13 protein-coding genes and 1 other RNA gene are annotated in these 16,608 nt (G+C 41.0%); 9 read left to right on the top strand and 5 right to left on the bottom strand.

Going from position 1 to position 16,608, the window contains the following annotated elements:
- Window positions 1-123: 123 nt before the first annotated feature.
- Window positions 124-780: an FxsA family protein gene (locus tag H2245_RS07610; protein ID WP_182406781.1), complete on the top strand. Its 657-nt coding sequence runs from the start codon at window positions 124-126 to the stop codon at window positions 778-780.
- A gap of 150 nt (window positions 781-930) precedes the next feature.
- On the opposite strand, the gene ssrS is transcribed toward H2245_RS07610, so the two are convergent.
- Window positions 931-1,126, bottom strand: a non-coding RNA gene (gene ssrS, locus H2245_RS07605) — 6S RNA.
- A gap of 270 nt (window positions 1,127-1,396) precedes the next feature.
- On the opposite strand from ssrS, the gene gpmI reads away from it, so the two are divergent.
- Entirely contained in the window at window positions 1,397-3,037 is a 1,641-nt protein-coding gene (gpmI, locus tag H2245_RS07600) for a 2,3-bisphosphoglycerate-independent phosphoglycerate mutase (protein ID WP_182406780.1), read from the top strand.
- A 217-nt stretch (window positions 3,038-3,254) separates the two neighbouring features.
- Window positions 3,255-4,976 (top strand): S41 family peptidase, encoded by a 1,722-nt coding sequence (locus H2245_RS07595; RefSeq protein WP_182406779.1) that lies wholly within the window; start codon window positions 3,255-3,257, stop codon window positions 4,974-4,976.
- A 71-nt stretch (window positions 4,977-5,047) separates the two neighbouring features.
- On the opposite strand, the gene H2245_RS07590 is transcribed toward H2245_RS07595, so the two are convergent.
- The 3 genes from H2245_RS07590 to H2245_RS07580 all read right to left on the bottom strand — a co-directional run bounded on the left by H2245_RS07590 (window position 5,048) and on the right by H2245_RS07580 (window position 9,362).
- On the bottom strand, window positions 5,048-6,730 hold the full coding sequence (locus H2245_RS07590; RefSeq protein WP_182406778.1) for a sigma-54 dependent transcriptional regulator: 1,683 nt from the start codon (window positions 6,728-6,730) through the stop codon (window positions 5,048-5,050).
- A gap of 137 nt (window positions 6,731-6,867) precedes the next feature.
- Window positions 6,868-8,709, bottom strand: coding sequence for a PAS domain-containing sensor histidine kinase (locus H2245_RS07585; RefSeq protein ID WP_182406777.1), 1,842 nt, complete (start codon window positions 8,707-8,709; stop codon window positions 6,868-6,870).
- Window positions 8,710-8,726: 17 nt separating this feature from the next.
- Complete coding sequence (locus H2245_RS07580; protein WP_182406776.1) at window positions 8,727-9,362, bottom strand: response regulator; 636 nt, start codon at window positions 9,360-9,362, stop codon at window positions 8,727-8,729.
- A gap of 466 nt (window positions 9,363-9,828) precedes the next feature.
- Between H2245_RS07580 and H2245_RS07575 the strand changes: the two genes are divergently transcribed.
- Both H2245_RS07575 and H2245_RS07570 read left to right on the top strand, forming a co-directional pair.
- The gene (locus tag H2245_RS07575; protein ID WP_182406775.1) at window positions 9,829-10,890 is read left to right on the top strand and encodes a serine hydrolase; all 1,062 of its coding nucleotides are present in this window, start codon (window positions 9,829-9,831) and stop codon (window positions 10,888-10,890) included.
- A 122-nt stretch (window positions 10,891-11,012) separates the two neighbouring features.
- Window positions 11,013-11,654 carry a thiamine phosphate synthase gene (locus H2245_RS07570; RefSeq protein WP_182406774.1) on the top strand — a complete coding sequence of 214 codons (642 nt, stop codon included), beginning with the start codon at window positions 11,013-11,015 and terminating at the stop codon, window positions 11,652-11,654.
- Window positions 11,655-11,733: 79 nt separating this feature from the next.
- Here the strand turns inward: H2245_RS07570 and H2245_RS07565 are convergent, their stop codons facing one another.
- A complete protein-coding gene (locus tag H2245_RS07565; protein WP_182406773.1) occupies window positions 11,734-12,063 on the bottom strand; it encodes a TraR/DksA C4-type zinc finger protein in 330 nt (109 codons plus the stop codon).
- 340 nt (window positions 12,064-12,403) lie between these two features.
- Between H2245_RS07565 and H2245_RS07560 the strand changes: the two genes are divergently transcribed.
- The 4 genes from H2245_RS07560 to ruvA all read left to right on the top strand — a co-directional run bounded on the left by H2245_RS07560 (window position 12,404) and on the right by ruvA (window position 16,516).
- Window positions 12,404-13,618 carry a phosphoglycerate kinase gene (locus H2245_RS07560; protein WP_182406772.1) on the top strand — a complete coding sequence of 405 codons (1,215 nt, stop codon included), beginning with the start codon at window positions 12,404-12,406 and terminating at the stop codon, window positions 13,616-13,618.
- A gap of 267 nt (window positions 13,619-13,885) precedes the next feature.
- Window positions 13,886-14,326, top strand: a complete 441-nt coding sequence (locus tag H2245_RS07555; protein WP_182406771.1) for a hypothetical protein — start codon at window positions 13,886-13,888, stop codon at window positions 14,324-14,326.
- Between the two features lie 436 nt (window positions 14,327-14,762).
- Entirely contained in the window at window positions 14,763-15,800 is a 1,038-nt protein-coding gene (fba, locus tag H2245_RS07550) for a class II fructose-bisphosphate aldolase (protein ID WP_182406770.1), read from the top strand.
- A 95-nt stretch (window positions 15,801-15,895) separates the two neighbouring features.
- Complete coding sequence (gene ruvA, locus H2245_RS07545; protein ID WP_182406769.1) at window positions 15,896-16,516, top strand: Holliday junction branch migration protein RuvA; 621 nt, start codon at window positions 15,896-15,898, stop codon at window positions 16,514-16,516.
- Window positions 16,517-16,608 lie beyond the last annotated feature (92 nt).

Below are 16,608 nucleotides of genomic sequence, written 5' to 3'. Positions count from 1 at the left end.
CCATATCACTTAAAAAATGCTTACAAGTTTGATAGTATAGCAAGCCATCCCCATATACATCATAAGTTAACCATTTTAATTTATGCGCAGATTTTATTTTATTATTTTACAGGACGACACTTTATGGGTCAGATAGTCGGTATTGCCATCGTTTGGTTTATTATTGAAATGCTACTGTGGTACTTAATGGCACAGTTTGTTAGTGGCTGGCTAGTATTTGGCTGGTTTATCATTGCTGCTGTGATTGGTATTTCGCTCATTCGCAAAGGTATGGTGGCGCTAAATCCGATGGCGCAGCAAATGAAAGCCGGCGGTATGATGAACCCTGCTATGCGTCCGCAAGAGTCTACTATGCTTAAAAGCGTCGCCATGGCGGTCGCTGGGCTATTACTACTGATTCCTGGTGTTATTAGTGATTTGCTAGCATTATTGGTTGTATTACCGCCTGTACAAAAGAAACTAAAAGATATGGCGAATAAATATGTCATGAATAATCAGCAAAAAATGATGGAAATGATGGCAAAACAGATGGGCGGTCAAATGGGTGGTGGACAGAATCCCTTTGGTGGCATGGGAGGAATGGGCGGACAAAACCCGTTCGGTGGTGCAGGCGGTATGGGTGGACAAAACCCATTTGGTCAGCAGCAACAAAACCCATTTAGTCAGCAGCAACAAAACCCATTTGGCGATGTGTTTAAGCAGCATACAACCGTTGATGGTACGGCTAAAGATATTCCAAAAGATGTTAAGGAAATTACTAAATCTGCTAATGATGAATAATTTATAAATACCTAGTATCTTATATAAAAAAAGCCCCTTTAATGATTAGTTAAAGGGGCTTTTTAATATTTATCTTAATGTCTATGGACAATACTTGGACATATCATTTCTATCGCACTTTTGCTAAATAATAAATGACAGTCACTTAAATTAACAACCGGAGTGCCGCCGTAAGATGATGACCCATGAACCGTGAAGTTCAGGGCGGATACGTCACTGCCTCTGCAGGTTTCCTGAGTCACCGCAAGCGGTGCAGGCATACACAATGAAGCAATAGGTAGCGCATCCAGGTATAACATTATCGGCTCAGGGAATAAACATCTACTAGCTAACACTCCAGAATAAAACCATATTACCCAATGAAAAACGCGATTGCAAGTCTGATTTACAGTTTGATACGTGAGAGTCACTAGGAGGTCTATCACTTCTATATTATCAATGATCTAGGTTAAATATTAATAAGGTCAATTAAAAAATAGGTATGAACTTTTTTAAAAAGGGTTGATTTTTCATGTATTTTAGTATTTGTGGTAGTATGTATGACTTGATAAGTATCAATGCTAATTCATTCTAATAATGCACGATAGGCGTTCATTCACTTGAGGAGCGGTAATCTATGACCAGTACGCAGCAACAATCAGAGTCTATTGACGAGAATCAGACCCAAGCTAATAACAAGCTAAATAAAAAAATACCGCATGTGTTAATGATATTGGATGGCTTTGGACATCGTGAAGAGGTGAAGGATAACGCCATCGCTGCTGCCAATATGCCCAATCTAGATAAGATTTATCAACAGTATCCACATGGGCTGATATCTGCATCGGGAGAGGATGTGGGATTGCCAGATGGTCAGTTTGGTAACTCTGAAGTGGGGCATATGAATTTAGGTGCTGGACGTGTGCTTTATCAGGACTCAACGCGTATCTCAAATGAATTGGCTAACCGCGATTTTTATAAAAACGAGGCATTAGTTGGCGCGGTACAAGCGGCGAATGAGCTGGGTGGTAACGTACATATCATGGGTTTATTGTCGGATGGTGGTGTGCATTCACATCAAGATCATATTGAGGGCATGTGTCACTCCGCTTTAGTCCATGGGGCGAAGAATGTTTTTGTGCATTGCTTTTTAGATGGTCGCGATACGCCACCTAAGTCTGCTGATAAGTATATTAATCGCTTGCGTGATTATATTGAAAAGCTGAATGCTCATTACGAAGGTCGAGTACGCATTGCCAGTATCATCGGGCGTTATTATGCGATGGATCGTGACAATCGCTGGGATCGCGTACAAAAAGCCTATGAGCTGTTGACAGAAGGTAAAGCGGATCGCCTAGCTACTCGTGCTGATGGGGCGATACAAGCAGCTTATAAAGCACGTGAGACTGACGAATTTATTAATCCAACGATTGTAATCGGTCGTGATGAGATGCCATTTACCGTTGATGATAATGATGCGCTGATATTTATGAACTTCCGCTCTGACCGTGCGCGTGAGTTGGCACAGGCATTTGTCTTGCCTGACCATGAGTTTTCAGGATTTGCCCGTCATAAGCGTCCTAAGCTTGCTGCCTTTGTAATGTTGACCAAGTACTCAGATATTTTGGCAGATAGCGCAAATACTAGTATTGCTTACTATCCAACGTCATTGAGTAATACGTTAGGCGAATATCTGCAAGATAACGGCAAAACCCAGCTACGTATTGCTGAAACTGAAAAATATGCGCACGTCACTTTTTTCTTTAGTGGTGGCCGTGAGGCAGAATACACCGGTGAGACGCGTATTTTAGTACCCTCTCCAAATGTAGCTACTTACGATTTACAACCAGAAATGAGTGCGCCTGAAGTAACGGATAAGTTAGTTGCTGCTATTGAATCTGGTGAATACGATGTATTAATCGTGAACTATGCCAATGGCGATATGGTCGGGCATACGGGCGTTTTTGATGCGACCGTTAAAGCCGTAGAAGCGCTTGATGTGTGCGTAGGTCGTATTGAATCAGCAGTGCGTGCTGCGGGCGGCGACATTCTGATTACCGCTGATCATGGTAATTGCGAGCAAATGCAAGATTATGAAAGTGGGCAAGTCCACACTCAGCATACCACAGAGCATGTACCGCTTATTTATGTTGGTGAGCAAAAAGTGCGAGTGCGTAAAGGTGGCAAGTTGAGTGATATCGCACCAACGATTTTGGCATTGATGGATCTTGATGCGCCTACTGAGATGACGGGCGAGAATTTACTAATTCCAGTTTAATTATAAATTCTTAAATTATAACTATAGTAATAAATGTGGCTATCCGAATCTTTACAGCTTAACATTGTCGACACTTAATGGTTATTTACAACTTGTTAAGGGAAGGATATCTATTATCCTTCCCTTTTTCATGTGTCGCGTATTTATTGCTATACTACTGCTCATTACCTTTATATCTCCATTTGACCTCTCTTTTTTATTTTATATGAGTCTTTTTATGCGCTTATCCGCTCATCCCTTATCGTGCCCATTAAAATTATTGTCGTCCGTTACGTATGTATGGCAGCGACCGATAATAAAAATAGCGTTATTTGGGCTGTTAGGGGTGCTTAATATCTATTCTCAAGCGGCACTGGCAGCCAGCCCTGTTAAGTCGCCTAATGTAAAAGCGCCCATTGCCAGTGCGGTAAAAAATAAGAGCGCCATTCAAAGTAAAACAGGGTCAACCAAAAGTGTGCCAGCTAAGCAAGTATCAAGCAGGTCGGTAAAAAAGAAGCCAGTTAATACGATTAAGACCCCTGTCAAACCGGTTATTAAATCAACTATTCTTAATCCTACTGCGGGTTTAAAACTCATTAATCTAAAAAGTGATGAAGTCAGTGCAGAGGATGGTGCCGATGAGCTAGATGATATTGCAGCGGTTGTGGATCAAACCGATGATTGGATTGATGAAGCACCAGATACCACAGCGATTATCAACAATGCGAATGTTAAACGACCCACCACGCCTCCGAACATTAATACTGATATTCCTGATAGCGTCGCACAAGTATCTCTAAATGCCATTTCACCTGAAACCTTAAAGACATTTGTGTCGGTAGTTGACTTGATACGGCGCGAATATGTTGAGCCGGTTAATGATGAAGTATTATTCAATAACGCTATGAGCGGTATGTTGACTAATTTGGACAGTCACGCTGAATTTTTAGATGCTGCGGCTTATGAAAACCTACGTGCCTTTACCGAAGGTGATGTTGGGGATGTCGGGATTAAGGCTGATTATGATTCCAAACTTGGTTATTGGGTAATCACTGATGTTAAAAATAATTCATCTGCGGATAAAAAAGGCATCACTATTGGGGATTATCTGCATCAAATTGATGAATTTAAATTGGATGAGAGTAAGCTTAATAATGATATTCAGCAGTTGCTCACCGGCGTTGCAGGCACACAAGTTGATGTCATTACCTCAAAAGCAGGACGTCGCAAACATAGCAGCACCTTGCAGCGCAATAATATGCACTCTCAAGCGATTGAAACGCGCCTTGTAAACGGTATTGCTATTGTGCGGCTGCCTGCTTTTCAAAATAACAGTCGGGAGCAAATTTTAAAAAGCTTAACTGACTTAAATGCTCCTGTCACGGCTATATTATTGGATGTACGTGATAATCCGGGCGGCGTACTGACCTCAGCGGTACAAGTAGCCAGCTTATTTATGGAAGATACCAAGGTAGTACAAGTTAAAGGACGTCAACGTGAAACCAGCACCTTAACCACGCGGGGTAGCGCTGTGCTTAAGCCATTGCCGCTAATGATACTACAAAACCGGTATTCAGCCTCTGCTGCTGAAGTACTTGCCAGTAGTTTGCAAACGCAAAAACGCGCCACTATTGTGGGCGAGGTCAGCTATGGTAAGGGGTCAGTACAATCAGTGATACCGCTTAATAATGAGCAAGCAATTAAACTTACCGTTGCTCATTATCTTACAGCAAACGGTAAGCAAATAGAAAAAATTGGCGTACAGCCAGATGTGCGCTTATCAGGCAATGAACAAGGTTGGGAGCAACAAGCACTTGCATTATTACGCAAGCAAATCAGCTCCTCTGGTATTCGTCTTGTACAAGGTGACGCTAAAAGTATTAATTCTAAAAACATTGATTCTAAAAGCATTGATCATAAAAATAATGAGGCAAAAAGTAGCATCATTATTGATAAATAGTAAAGCTTATTGATGACTTTACTTTAAAACCGTACGCGCTATTAAGTAAGTGGCTAAGCGTTCTTAGTTTGTTAATCGTCATCGATTTCTAGCTTTTTCATTCGATAACGTAGCGAGCGAAAAGTCGTGCCCAGTAGTTCGGCTGCTTGAGTTTTATTACCTCTGGTTTGTTGCAGCGCTTTAATAATTAGACGCTCTTCTTGCTCTTGTAAATATGCTTCTAGCCCTATTGTAGGTAATTCGTCCCTATCTTCTGGCAGCACTGATGAGGTATCAGATAGCGTATCTGTATTTTTAATAGTCTTATCATCGGTCAATTTGTTTTGCGCAAAAGTCGACTCAAAATGCTGAGAGATAATCCCTTTAATAGCGCTAGAGTAAGAATAGCCATTGGTGCGATAAGAATTTAGCGCTATTTGTCCCGTCTTGTTTTGAACATTGGCTTGAATAGGTGGTACTGTACTATCAGACGGCCGTAAATGAGAAGCCGAAGTCGTATTACTGGTATTCTGAGTATTGGATGGCTTGTCGTTTATAGTCTGTTTAACTGTTGTATTTTTATCATTAGGTTCATCATGGGCAGTTATTTCAGGCAAGCCTAAATGTGCCACCTCAATCAAAATCGTTTCCGATAAGGTAATGGCGCGCTCGAGAATATTACGCAGTTCGCGAACATTACCAGCAAAATTATGCTGTTGTAAACGTTGATAAGCAGCAGGTGATAATTCGGATGGGTGTTCTAATTGCCATTCTTCGGCAATGAGCATTAAAAAATGTTGGGCTAACGCGGGGATATCTTCATAGCGTTCGTTAAGCGCGGGTAGTTTTAACTCAATAACATTAATACGATAATATAAATCTTGTCTAAAAGCGCCACTTTGTACCAATTGATTTAAATCTTTATGAGTGGCTGAAAGAATCCGGATATCGACAGGAATTTCACGCGTATCACCAATGGCACGAACCGTTTTTTCTTGAATGGCGCGTAGCAGCTTTACCTGCATGGCAAGCGGTAAATCTGCGACTTCATCCAAAAATAGTGTGCCGCCGCTGGCTTGCTGAAATAGTCCTTGCTTATCCGCCACTGCACCGGTAAAGCTTCCTTTTTTATGACCGAAAAACTCAGACTCCATGAGCTCCGATGGGATTGCCCCGCAGTTGACAGGTACAAAACTTCCATCTCGGCGGGCGCTCAAATCATGAATGAGTCGTGCCACCACTTCTTTACCCGTGCCTGATGCCCCTGATAAAAATACAGGTGCCTGCGAGCGTGCCAATTTTAAAATAGTGCTTTTGAGATGATGCATGACAGCTGAGTTACCGATAAGACGACTGTCTAATAGCTGTTGCTCTGGTGTATGCAGGCTTACTACTTTAACATTGCTATCTTGCCGAATCACTTTCAAAGCACTTTCAACCAGTTGGCGTAGGCGTGGCAATTCAAGCGGTTTATTCACAAAATCGAATGCCCCAAGCTTTAATGCCTCAATCGCTAAATCCATACTACCATGTGCTGTAATAACCGCAATCGGGGTACTTGAACTGCTGCTGATGCGCTTGACCAAATCCAGTCCCGAACCATCTGGTAAATTTAAATCAGTTAAACAAAAGTCATAACTATTAGAATTCCAGTACCCTTCGGCTTGAGCTAAACTATAGGCAACATCGCTTTTAATACCCATCTTTGTCAAAGTGATTTGCATCAGCCGACATAAATCTACTTCGTCATCAACTATCAGCGCTGTTGCTGTCATATATCACCTCAAATGTATTCAATATGTACAAATAATAAAAAATTGTGGGTCGAATCTAAAGGGTTAAAACGAATGCTAAAAAGAGCTTGAATAGGTATATTTAAACACTAACTGTCCATATTAATTAATAATAATAATTATGTTTCCAGCGATAAAGCAGGAATAATCAAACGAAAGCAGCTTTTCTTATGCTCAGGTGCGTAGCGTAAACGGGCATGATTGGCTTCACTAAATGCTTGCGATAAATAAAGCCCCAATCCAGTTCCTGATTTGTCAGTGGTGAAAAATGGATTAAATAGCTGTTTTAAGTGCGCAGTATCAACACCATTACCATGATCTAGAATGTCAATAATAACATTATTTTGCTTATTATAAATTTCAACTTCGACAGACGATTCTGGGTTGACACGATGACCATAGCGCAATCCATTATTAATAAGATTAATTAATATTTGCTCTAATTGGTGCGTATCAAACTCGATAATGGGTTGAGAATAGACATGAAGTACCACGTTATTCGGAAAGTAGTTAACTAAAAACTGGTGTATCCACGGTATAATAGAGATGGTTTGCTGGTTTGGGGGCTGTTGTCGCGACAACTTTAATACGTCTTCAATAATACGATTTACGCGTTTGGTCTGAGCAAATATAATTTTGTATAGCTCATAATTACCTGATATATCATGATGATTGAATGACGTAGCAGATGAATGATTGACAGCTATTGAATGCTCATAATTCTCAACACCGTCATCATCACTATTTTTGGCATTATCAAACATGATATCTTCCATTAATAGCTGACTTGCTTGTGAGATAGATGCTAATGGATTACGAATTTCATGAGCGATACTGGCGGTCAATTGTCCTAATGAGGCAAGCTTTAACTGTTGAGCGCCCGCTTGCTCACGCTGCAAATCTTCCAATAAAATCAGTTGGCTACTATCTTTAAGTGGAATAATTTGAATGCGTAGCTTATTGCTTAACGCGGTACTTGTCTCTACCGGTAGCTCATAAATAAAATTTCGTGACATTCCGGCAGCCACAGTTAAACAACTATCAAATAATGGTGCGTGCAACGCTTGGATTTGTTGTTGAACGGTCAGAAGCGCACTACTTTGCTGATTATTAGTGGCTTTTTTTTGATTAATAGTAGGGCGCAACCACTGTAAAAAACGTGGCTTATCAGAATTAAAGAGTTGGTTTTTTAGCGTTTCAGGTGAAGTGCCTGAATCATTTATACGGATGCCTTTTAGATCCAGTAACTGATAAGTTGCAGTATTAGCCAACACAATCTTGCCTTTATCAATGACCATCACGCCATTAAGCATCTGACTGATGACTTCTTGATTGATATGACTGAGCCTTTTTACCTCTTGTGCCTGCTGGAAAGCCATTTTTTCAACATGAATCAAGCGCTGAGAGACTGACCAACTTAAAAAACCGACTGCCAAAAAACTAAAAGAGATGAGGAGAGCATCGACCAAGTCAGTGAGGCTCATACTATTGGTAATAGCATAAAAAAACTGCTGGTAGATGACAAAAATGACCGCTAATAAAGTGATGATAATCGCTTGCGAGCCTTGCAGTAGCATAAAGCTGGTAGCAACCACGACCATATACAACAAGGTTAATTGTAAGTCTGGAGCGCCGTTGGTATACAGCAATAAGCTAAGCATAATGATATCAAGGGTCAGCCCAAATGCTAATTGTTGAGAGGCCAGCTTGTGCATCACATAAAATAAATTAAACAGGCCAAAGCTTACCAACACATAAACACTAAGCGCAGTTTGCGATAACAAACTGGGCAACAGCAAACTGCCCTCAGAATGAGCAGTAATATAGCTCATCACCACAAAAAAAATGCTGATGACCAGCCGATAGCTGCTATAAAGCAGACCTAAACGCCGCAGTTGAGGCGCAGGCAAGACATTGCCGTGCTGCAAATAGTCGCTAATGAAGGAAATAGGTGTTCTCATAACAAGATTACAGCATTCTAAGGATGAATGAGACCATGACGAATCGCCATATGAGTTAATTTTACATCGCTATCCACACCGACTTTTTCATAAATACGGTAGCGGTAGGTGTTGATGGTTTTGACACTAACAAATAACTGATCGGCAATCTGCTGTGGACTTTGACAGTTCACAACCATCATGGCAACTTGTTTTTCGCGATCACTCAGTAAGTCAAATGGTGAAGAGGCATTATCGGATAATAAAACTTCAGCTAATTGCTCAGCAATATCATGGCTAAAATAACGTCCGCCTTGATACAGTTTTTTAATAGCACGTATCATCTCATCTAACGGGGTGCCCTTGGTAATATAGCCATTAACTCCAGCCTTCAATAACATAGAAGGATAGGGCTGAGTCACCATACTACTCACCGCTAAGATCTTAATGTTCATATCTAGCTGAATCAAACGTTTAGTCGCCTCAAGCCCGCCAATATTAGGCATGTTAACATCTAATAGCACCACATCAGGGTTCAGCTGTTTGGCAAGTTTGATTGCCATATCACCGCTATCCGCTTCACCCACCACCTCAATATCAGTGCTGTCAGACAACATACGACTGATGCCCATTCGCACTAAATCGTGATCATCTACTACCAATACTCGAATCATAGTTAAACTCTTAGTAATTGTTTTATTTTAACAATTGTTTCGTCTTAACGATTTTTTTAGTTAAGAAAAAAATGCGGATATTGAACTTTATAATGCTACTTATCTATATTAAATGAATATATGGAATATCAGAAAAGTCTTGAGTTCAAAGACATGAAAAAATATCATCTCATCTATTATCACTTATATATAGATTCCAAGATACTGCTTAAAATACAAAGTGAAAGAGAATATGACTCATATGTTAATGAACATTGCACAAAAGCAAAGCAAGTGTAGCAAATATTCAATTTAGATGATTAATTTCAATGTCATAACGTCATTGGATTACCCTTGAATGCAATCCATGATACACTAAAAGTACAAAAACTCTATACGAGTGCCTACAAACGCATCCACAATCGCTACGTAAGTTACTCACGTCAACCTGTATCACAATATTGTGATAACAATAGCCGGAGGAAGAATGAAAAATCTACCATTAACCAAACAGCAGTTGGTTGCTGCCATTATCTCATTGAGTTTGGGCAGTGCCGCACAAGCTGCATTGACCATTAATGGTAATACCGAATCGGTTGCGCGCGTAAGCTGGGGCGGGGTTAACAGTTTATCTGAAGCTCGCAATATCATGTCAAAGTCACAAGGCTCAGCGATTAAAAAGGTCGATAACGGATACGGCACGACCAGCTTAACCAATGCTGATAGCAGCGCCAATCGTAATACTTACAATACGATTTATAAAGGCGGCTTTGGCAGTAGCGATATGATTCCGATCAGCACCAGTTCGCGCAGTGTGGCGGTGATTGATGTGGAAACTGGCGAAACAATTTATGAAAAAAATGCCAATACCGCAAGTCCTATGGCGAGTATCACTAAGATCATGACAGCAATGGTAGTACTAGATGCTAATCTTGATATGCGTGAAGAGATTACCTTTGATGCAGAAGATTTCGTCGGTCCTAAACGTGCGAGTACGCGTCTAAAAGTAGGCGATCGCATGAATCGCGCTGAAATATTACTTATGGCATTGATGAAATCTGAAAACCCGGCTGCAAAAACATTAGCGCGTAATTATCCGGGTGGTTATAGTGCCTTTATGCGTGCAATGAATAATAAAGCCAAATCTCTAGGCATGACCACAGCATTCTTCGGTGATCCAACAGGTCTTGATGCACGTAATGTTGCGTCATCAAATGACTTAGTGAAAATGGTACGTGCTGCTGGCAATTACGATGTGATCCGTCGTTTTTCAACCACCAAAGACTATGATTTCTACGTTGCTAACTATAGTAGTGGCAATCGCACCTATAAAGCCAGTAATACTAGCTCGCTAGTACGTTCAGGTAACTATCCAATTGGTATCTCTAAAACAGGCTTTATTAATGAAGCCGGTCGTTGCGTGGTGATGGAAACTAAAGTCAATAACCGACCAGCGATTATCGTGATTTTAGGTGCTGGTAGCTCAGATACTCGTTGGGGTGATGCTAAGAATATCTTAAACAGTTTATCAAGTCGCCGTACCGTTTAAGGTAACTTGTTATTCTGGTTTTTATTAAGAAGTAATAAAAATTAGAAAGTTATAAATATAAAGAGGGCGGTTATTCATATAACGGCTCTTTTTTTTGGGTGTATAAAAGCGTAAGGATTAACATGACTCAGCCACTAATACCGCAGCTTTATCTACTGACCAACGATGATGTGTTTGACTTGCTATATGCTAAGCTGGAAATTGCCTTAGCAACAGGCGTCATTGCGTTATTACAAGTTCGGCGCAAAAAGGTATTGGCGGAGCAGCAAGGGCAAGCCAAGTTATATCATGAGGCTGCGCAAATTGTTGCATTAGCCAAAAAATATCAGATTAAAGTTGTTATTAACGATGATATTGAGTTAGCGGCTAAGCTTGGGGTAGGTGTGCACCTTGGACAAGGCGATGGTGACATCAGCGCAGCAAAACAAAGACTGTTGCCCAATCAAATTATCGGGCGCACTTGTCATGGTGATATTGAACTTGTTAAAGAAGCTAAGGATGATGGAGCAGATTATGCGGCAATGGGCGCAGTATTTGCATCGCATACCAAGCCAAATGCGGCGACCATCACGCGCCAGCAGCTGATTGATGGCTGCCAGCAAGAGATTGATATTTGCATTATTGGTGGCTTAACCGCTGAAAACATAGCAAACTTAGCAGAGCTACCACTAACTTATATCGCGATAGTGGGTGACATTATGGATTTGCCAGTGGATAAAATAGCAGAGCGCTGTCATCAATGGCAGCAGGCGCTACATTCATAGCACACGCCTGCTTAGCTTTTGACAAGTTATCTTATAAATTAGCATTTGATTAAAATATTAATTTAGCTCAACAGCAAGTTTATTTAGCATGCTCCATACATAATGTGGCGTACGGCAACGCTTCTAGTCTTTGTTCTGCAATCTCTTTACCACAGATTTCACAGTCACTATAAGTGCCATTCTCAATGCGGCTGAGCGCATTTCTAACATAAACCAAGCTTTGCTTCGCTTCTATCAGCAAGTTTTTGCGCATGTCGTTTTGGCTGTAGGAAATCGCTTGGTCGTCCCAGTGCTCATTTAAATCATCTTGTGGATGCTGAATATGGTCTTCTATTTTATCAATACGGGTTTCATATTCGTCTTTTAAAGCCAATAAATTGGTTTTGGCGGTATCTAAGTTGATGCTCATGATATTCTCTCCAGAGATTATAGTTATTGTTCGGCTATTCATCATAAGAGCTATGAAGACCACGCGCCACCACGAAATGTTATCGAACTTTTAATATATTAAAACCCGTTGTCAATAAACAGCTAAATTTCATCGGATAGACCTGTTTAGAAAAGTTCACCTTATGCTACACTCACGTCCTAAATTTGTTAGACCCCTTATCTAAAGTCATTAGCAGAAATTACTATTAAAAAGAAGCTGTCATGTAAATAAACAGCACCTTTGCTATCAAATAGTGTTTATAAATCGAATAATTGTTAATTCATATTTTTTAATCATTAATTAATATCAGGAGTAGTGAATGAATTTTTTGCGTATGAGTGAGTTGGATTTAGCTGAAAAAGTCGTGTTGATTCGTGAAGATTTGAACGTGCCTATTAAAGATAGCAAAGTGACAAGTGATGCACGTTTACAAGCCAGTTTGCCGACGATAAAATTAGCGTTAGAAAAGGGTGCTGGCGTTATTGTCTGCTCACATTTGGGTCGTCCAACCGAAGGTAGTCCTGAAGAAATATATTCGCTTGCGCCTGTTGCCGATTATTTAACCGATAAATTAGGTACACAAATTAAGCAGCCGGTTAGCTTAAATCGTGATTATCTAACTGCAGGTGTGAATGTGAAAGCAGGTGAAGTTATCCTGCTAGAAAACGTACGTTTTAACGCTGGGGAGAAGAAAAACTCGCCAAGTTTAGCGAAAGCTTATGCTGACTTGTGTGATGTGTTTGTGATGGATGCTTTTGGCACTGCGCATCGGGCACAAGCCTCTACCGAAGGAGTCACGCAAGCGATGCGTGCTGCTGGTAAAACAGTATGCGCAGGACCTTTATTATCAGCAGAACTTGATGCATTGACGCAAGGACTGGACACACCAGCGCAACCGATGTTAGCCATCGTTGGTGGCTCAAAGGTATCCACTAAACTCGAAGTTTTACATAGCTTGGCAGAGCTATGCAGCCAAATTATCGTCGGTGGCGGCATTGCCAATACTTTCTTAGCGGCAAAAGGTCATAGTGTTGGTGCATCATTGTATGAAGCTGACTTAGTGGATACCGCGCGTGACATCATGCAAAAAACCGAGATTTTACTGCCTGAATATGTGGTTGTTGCTGATAAAAAAGAGATTGATTTTGATGATTTTATTGGTTCTTTACAAGCTGCCACGGCAACGGTAAAAGCCGTTAGCGACATTGGGGATAATGATATGATATTAGATATCGCTCCGCAAAGTGCAGAGAAGTTAGCTGAAGCCATTATGAATGCTAAAACTATTTTATGGAATGGTCCAGTTGGGGTGTTTGAAGTCGATGCCTTTGGCGCAGGTACTGAGATTTTAGCCAGAGCCGTACAGCAGAGCGCTGGTTTTTCAATTGCTGGCGGTGGCGATACGCTTGCAGCTATTGATAAATACCAAGTTGCCGAAGGTGTCAGCTACATGTCAACAGGTGGTGGCGCGTTCTTAGAGTTTGTTGAAGGCAAGACTTTACCTGCCGTAGCAGCGCTGCAAATGCCTGCCTAGTAACATGATTTGTACAACAACTGTTTATTGACTAAGGTAGTCTAACAGGTTGTCAAAATCTTGCGAGTATTAGAAAACGATACAGTAGCGCTAATCTAATTGGATAAATATTTTAGCGAGCTGAATTATAGTAATGAATTTTGACCACGATTATTGAGCAGTTATTATATTGTTAATATACTGAAAATTGTTATTGCATGTCGTATTTGCTGACTATAAAATGGCGTCACCATGTATTTGACATGCATTATTTACTAGAGGTTTATTATGTTAAAACGTCATTTGTTACTTGCTAGCATCCTTGCTGGAACTTTTGCAGTCACTGCATGTAGCCAGCAAACAGAAGAACAAGCTGATGCGGGTAACGTTGAAGCGGCTGCTGAAGCTGCAGGCGATGATATTGCTGCTAATACTGAACAAGCTGCTGCTGAAGCTGAAGTAGCTGCTCAAGATACTGGTGCAGAAATTGCTGATGGTGCTAAAACGGCGGGCGCAGTTGCTGCAGGTGCTGTAGTGAATACTGGTGAAGCAATCGCAGATGGTACTAATAAAGCCGTTGAAGGTACTGCTGATGCTGTCGCTAAGGGTGCCAGTGCAGTAGCTGATGGCGCATCTAACGTTGCTGCTGATGCCGCAGCGAAGCCTGCAACTGACTTGAAAGCTGACCCTGCTGTAAAAGAAGCCGTTTCTGAAGATCAAAAGTACTAGTATTTAATATGTCAGTACTAGATAGTCTAAGAAAGTTATAATCAGATACTATTATATAAACATTTACATAGCAGTTTTTTAATTATAACGACTCTTGCACTATCAAAAAAGCCTTGATACCTATCAAGGCTTTTTTATGTAAAATTTATACGGACATTTGGTTGCGCTATATGAATGAGATATGAATGTTCACAAGTCATTAAAAATAGATAGAAAATCTGTTGAACAGATAAATACTGCGCTAACCTCTGCGAGACGTGGATAAATTTTGCTATAATATGCGCTTGAGAATAAAGGGTGATAGTACATGCTTAATATTGGACATTTTGCGGGCTTACTGCTTAATTTTTATGACACCCGTTTGTTCATGTCGTACGATTTCCAACCCTTTACCTCAGCATGTCACCATTTTTAAACCTTAATTAGAGAATGTGTTATGGCTTTAATCTCCTTGCGTCAACTTTTAGACCACGCTGCTGAACATAGCTACGGTGTTCCAGCTTATAATGTGAATAACTTAGAGCAAATGCGGGCAATCATGATGGCAGCAGATGCGTGCAATTCACCAGTGATTGTTCAGGCAAGTGCAGGCGCACGTGGCTATGCAGGAGCGTCATTTTTACGGCATTTAATTACTGCTGCGATTGAAGAATGGCCGCATATCCCAGTCGTAATGCATCAAGATCATGGCATGTCACCAGCGGTTTGTCAGCGTTCAATTCAGCTTGGTTTTTCATCGGTGATGATGGATGGTTCGCTAGGAGAAGATGGCAAAACGCCAATGGATTATGAATACAATGCCAGCGTCACTCGTGAAGTAGTGAAACTTGCCCATGCCTGCGGTGTGTCTGTTGAAGGCGAGATTGGCTGTTTGGGTAGCCTTGAGACGGGTATGGCTGGTGAAGAAGATGGTTCTGGCGCAGAAGGCATACTTGATCACGAACAGTTATTAACCAGTGCGGATGAAGCAGAGCAGTTTGTCAAAGACACCAACGTTGATGCGTTAGCCATCGCTATTGGCACCAGTCATGGCGCGTACAAATTTACCCGTCCACCGACTGGCGATATCTTATCCATTGAACGGGTTAAAGAGATTCATGCGCGTATTCCTAATACGCATCTAGTGATGCATGGCTCGTCGTCTGTACCGCAAGAGTGGCTAAAAGTTATCAATGAAAATGGCGGTAATATTGGCGAAACGTATGGCGTGCCCGTTGAACAAATCGTTGAAGCGATTAAACATGGTGTGCGTAAAGTCAATATTGATACCGATTTACGTCTCGCATCAACTGGCGCTATCCGTAAATTCCTTGCCGAAAATCCTAGTGAATTTGATCCCCGTAAATACTTCAAAGCTTCTATGGTTGCGATGTCAGCTATTTGTATGGATCGTTTTGAAGCCTTTGGTTCAGCTGGTCAAGCGGATAAAATCCGTCCGATTAGTCTGGAAAGCATGGTAGATTTTTACGCGTAAATGAATGGGGTTAAGTGATTATATTGAATAATGATATAGTAGCTCATTTTATGCCATGATTAATCACAAATAGTTGATGTTAATAGGAAAAGGTTATGATCGGATTGATTACCGGGCAGGTGCAGTATTTGATGGCACCAACGGCGTGCATCATGACTACCTCTGGCGTGGGCTATGATATTGAGCTACCATTACCGTCATTTTGCCAGTTGCATCTGCATCAGCAAGCGAGTATCTGGACGCATTTTCATGTGCGTGAAGATGCGCAATTGCTGTTTGGTTTTATCGACCGTAAAGAGCGTGATGTGTTTCGGCAACTGATTAAAATTAACGGTGTCGGGGCAAAAATGGCACTAGCAATGTTGTCGGCGATGTCCGCAGCTGAGCTAAAAATGCATGTTGAGCAAGATTCAGAAACGGCTCTTATGCGTATTCCGGGTATTGGTAAAAAAACAGCGCAACGCTTATTAATTGAGCTAAAAGACAAGCTAAAAAATATCGAAGTTGATAGCGGTCACTTAGAATATATCCCGCAATCGGTGCAAGTGTCGCACGAAGGTAGCATCATCGCTGAAGTAGAAGGCGCACTAATGAGCTTGGGCTATAAAGAAAAAGAGGCGCAACTGGCGATAAAAGCGGCGAAAAGTAACGGCGATATTTTTGAAGATACGCAAGGCTTACTAAAAGCAACGTTGCAACAGCTGTCTGGATTTTAATTGTCTTTATTTTTTATAAACCTATAAAGTCTTTTACCATCAAACTATTATCTTATTAATGAACAAGCGACACTGGTTGTCGCTTTTTTTAT

It is taken from the genome of Psychrobacter sp. GP33, from assembly GCF_014119005.1.
Taxonomy (GTDB): domain Bacteria; phylum Pseudomonadota; class Gammaproteobacteria; order Pseudomonadales; family Moraxellaceae; genus Psychrobacter.
The sequence above is the reverse complement of the archived record's forward strand: the minus strand, read 5'-3'. Positions and strand labels throughout refer to the sequence as shown.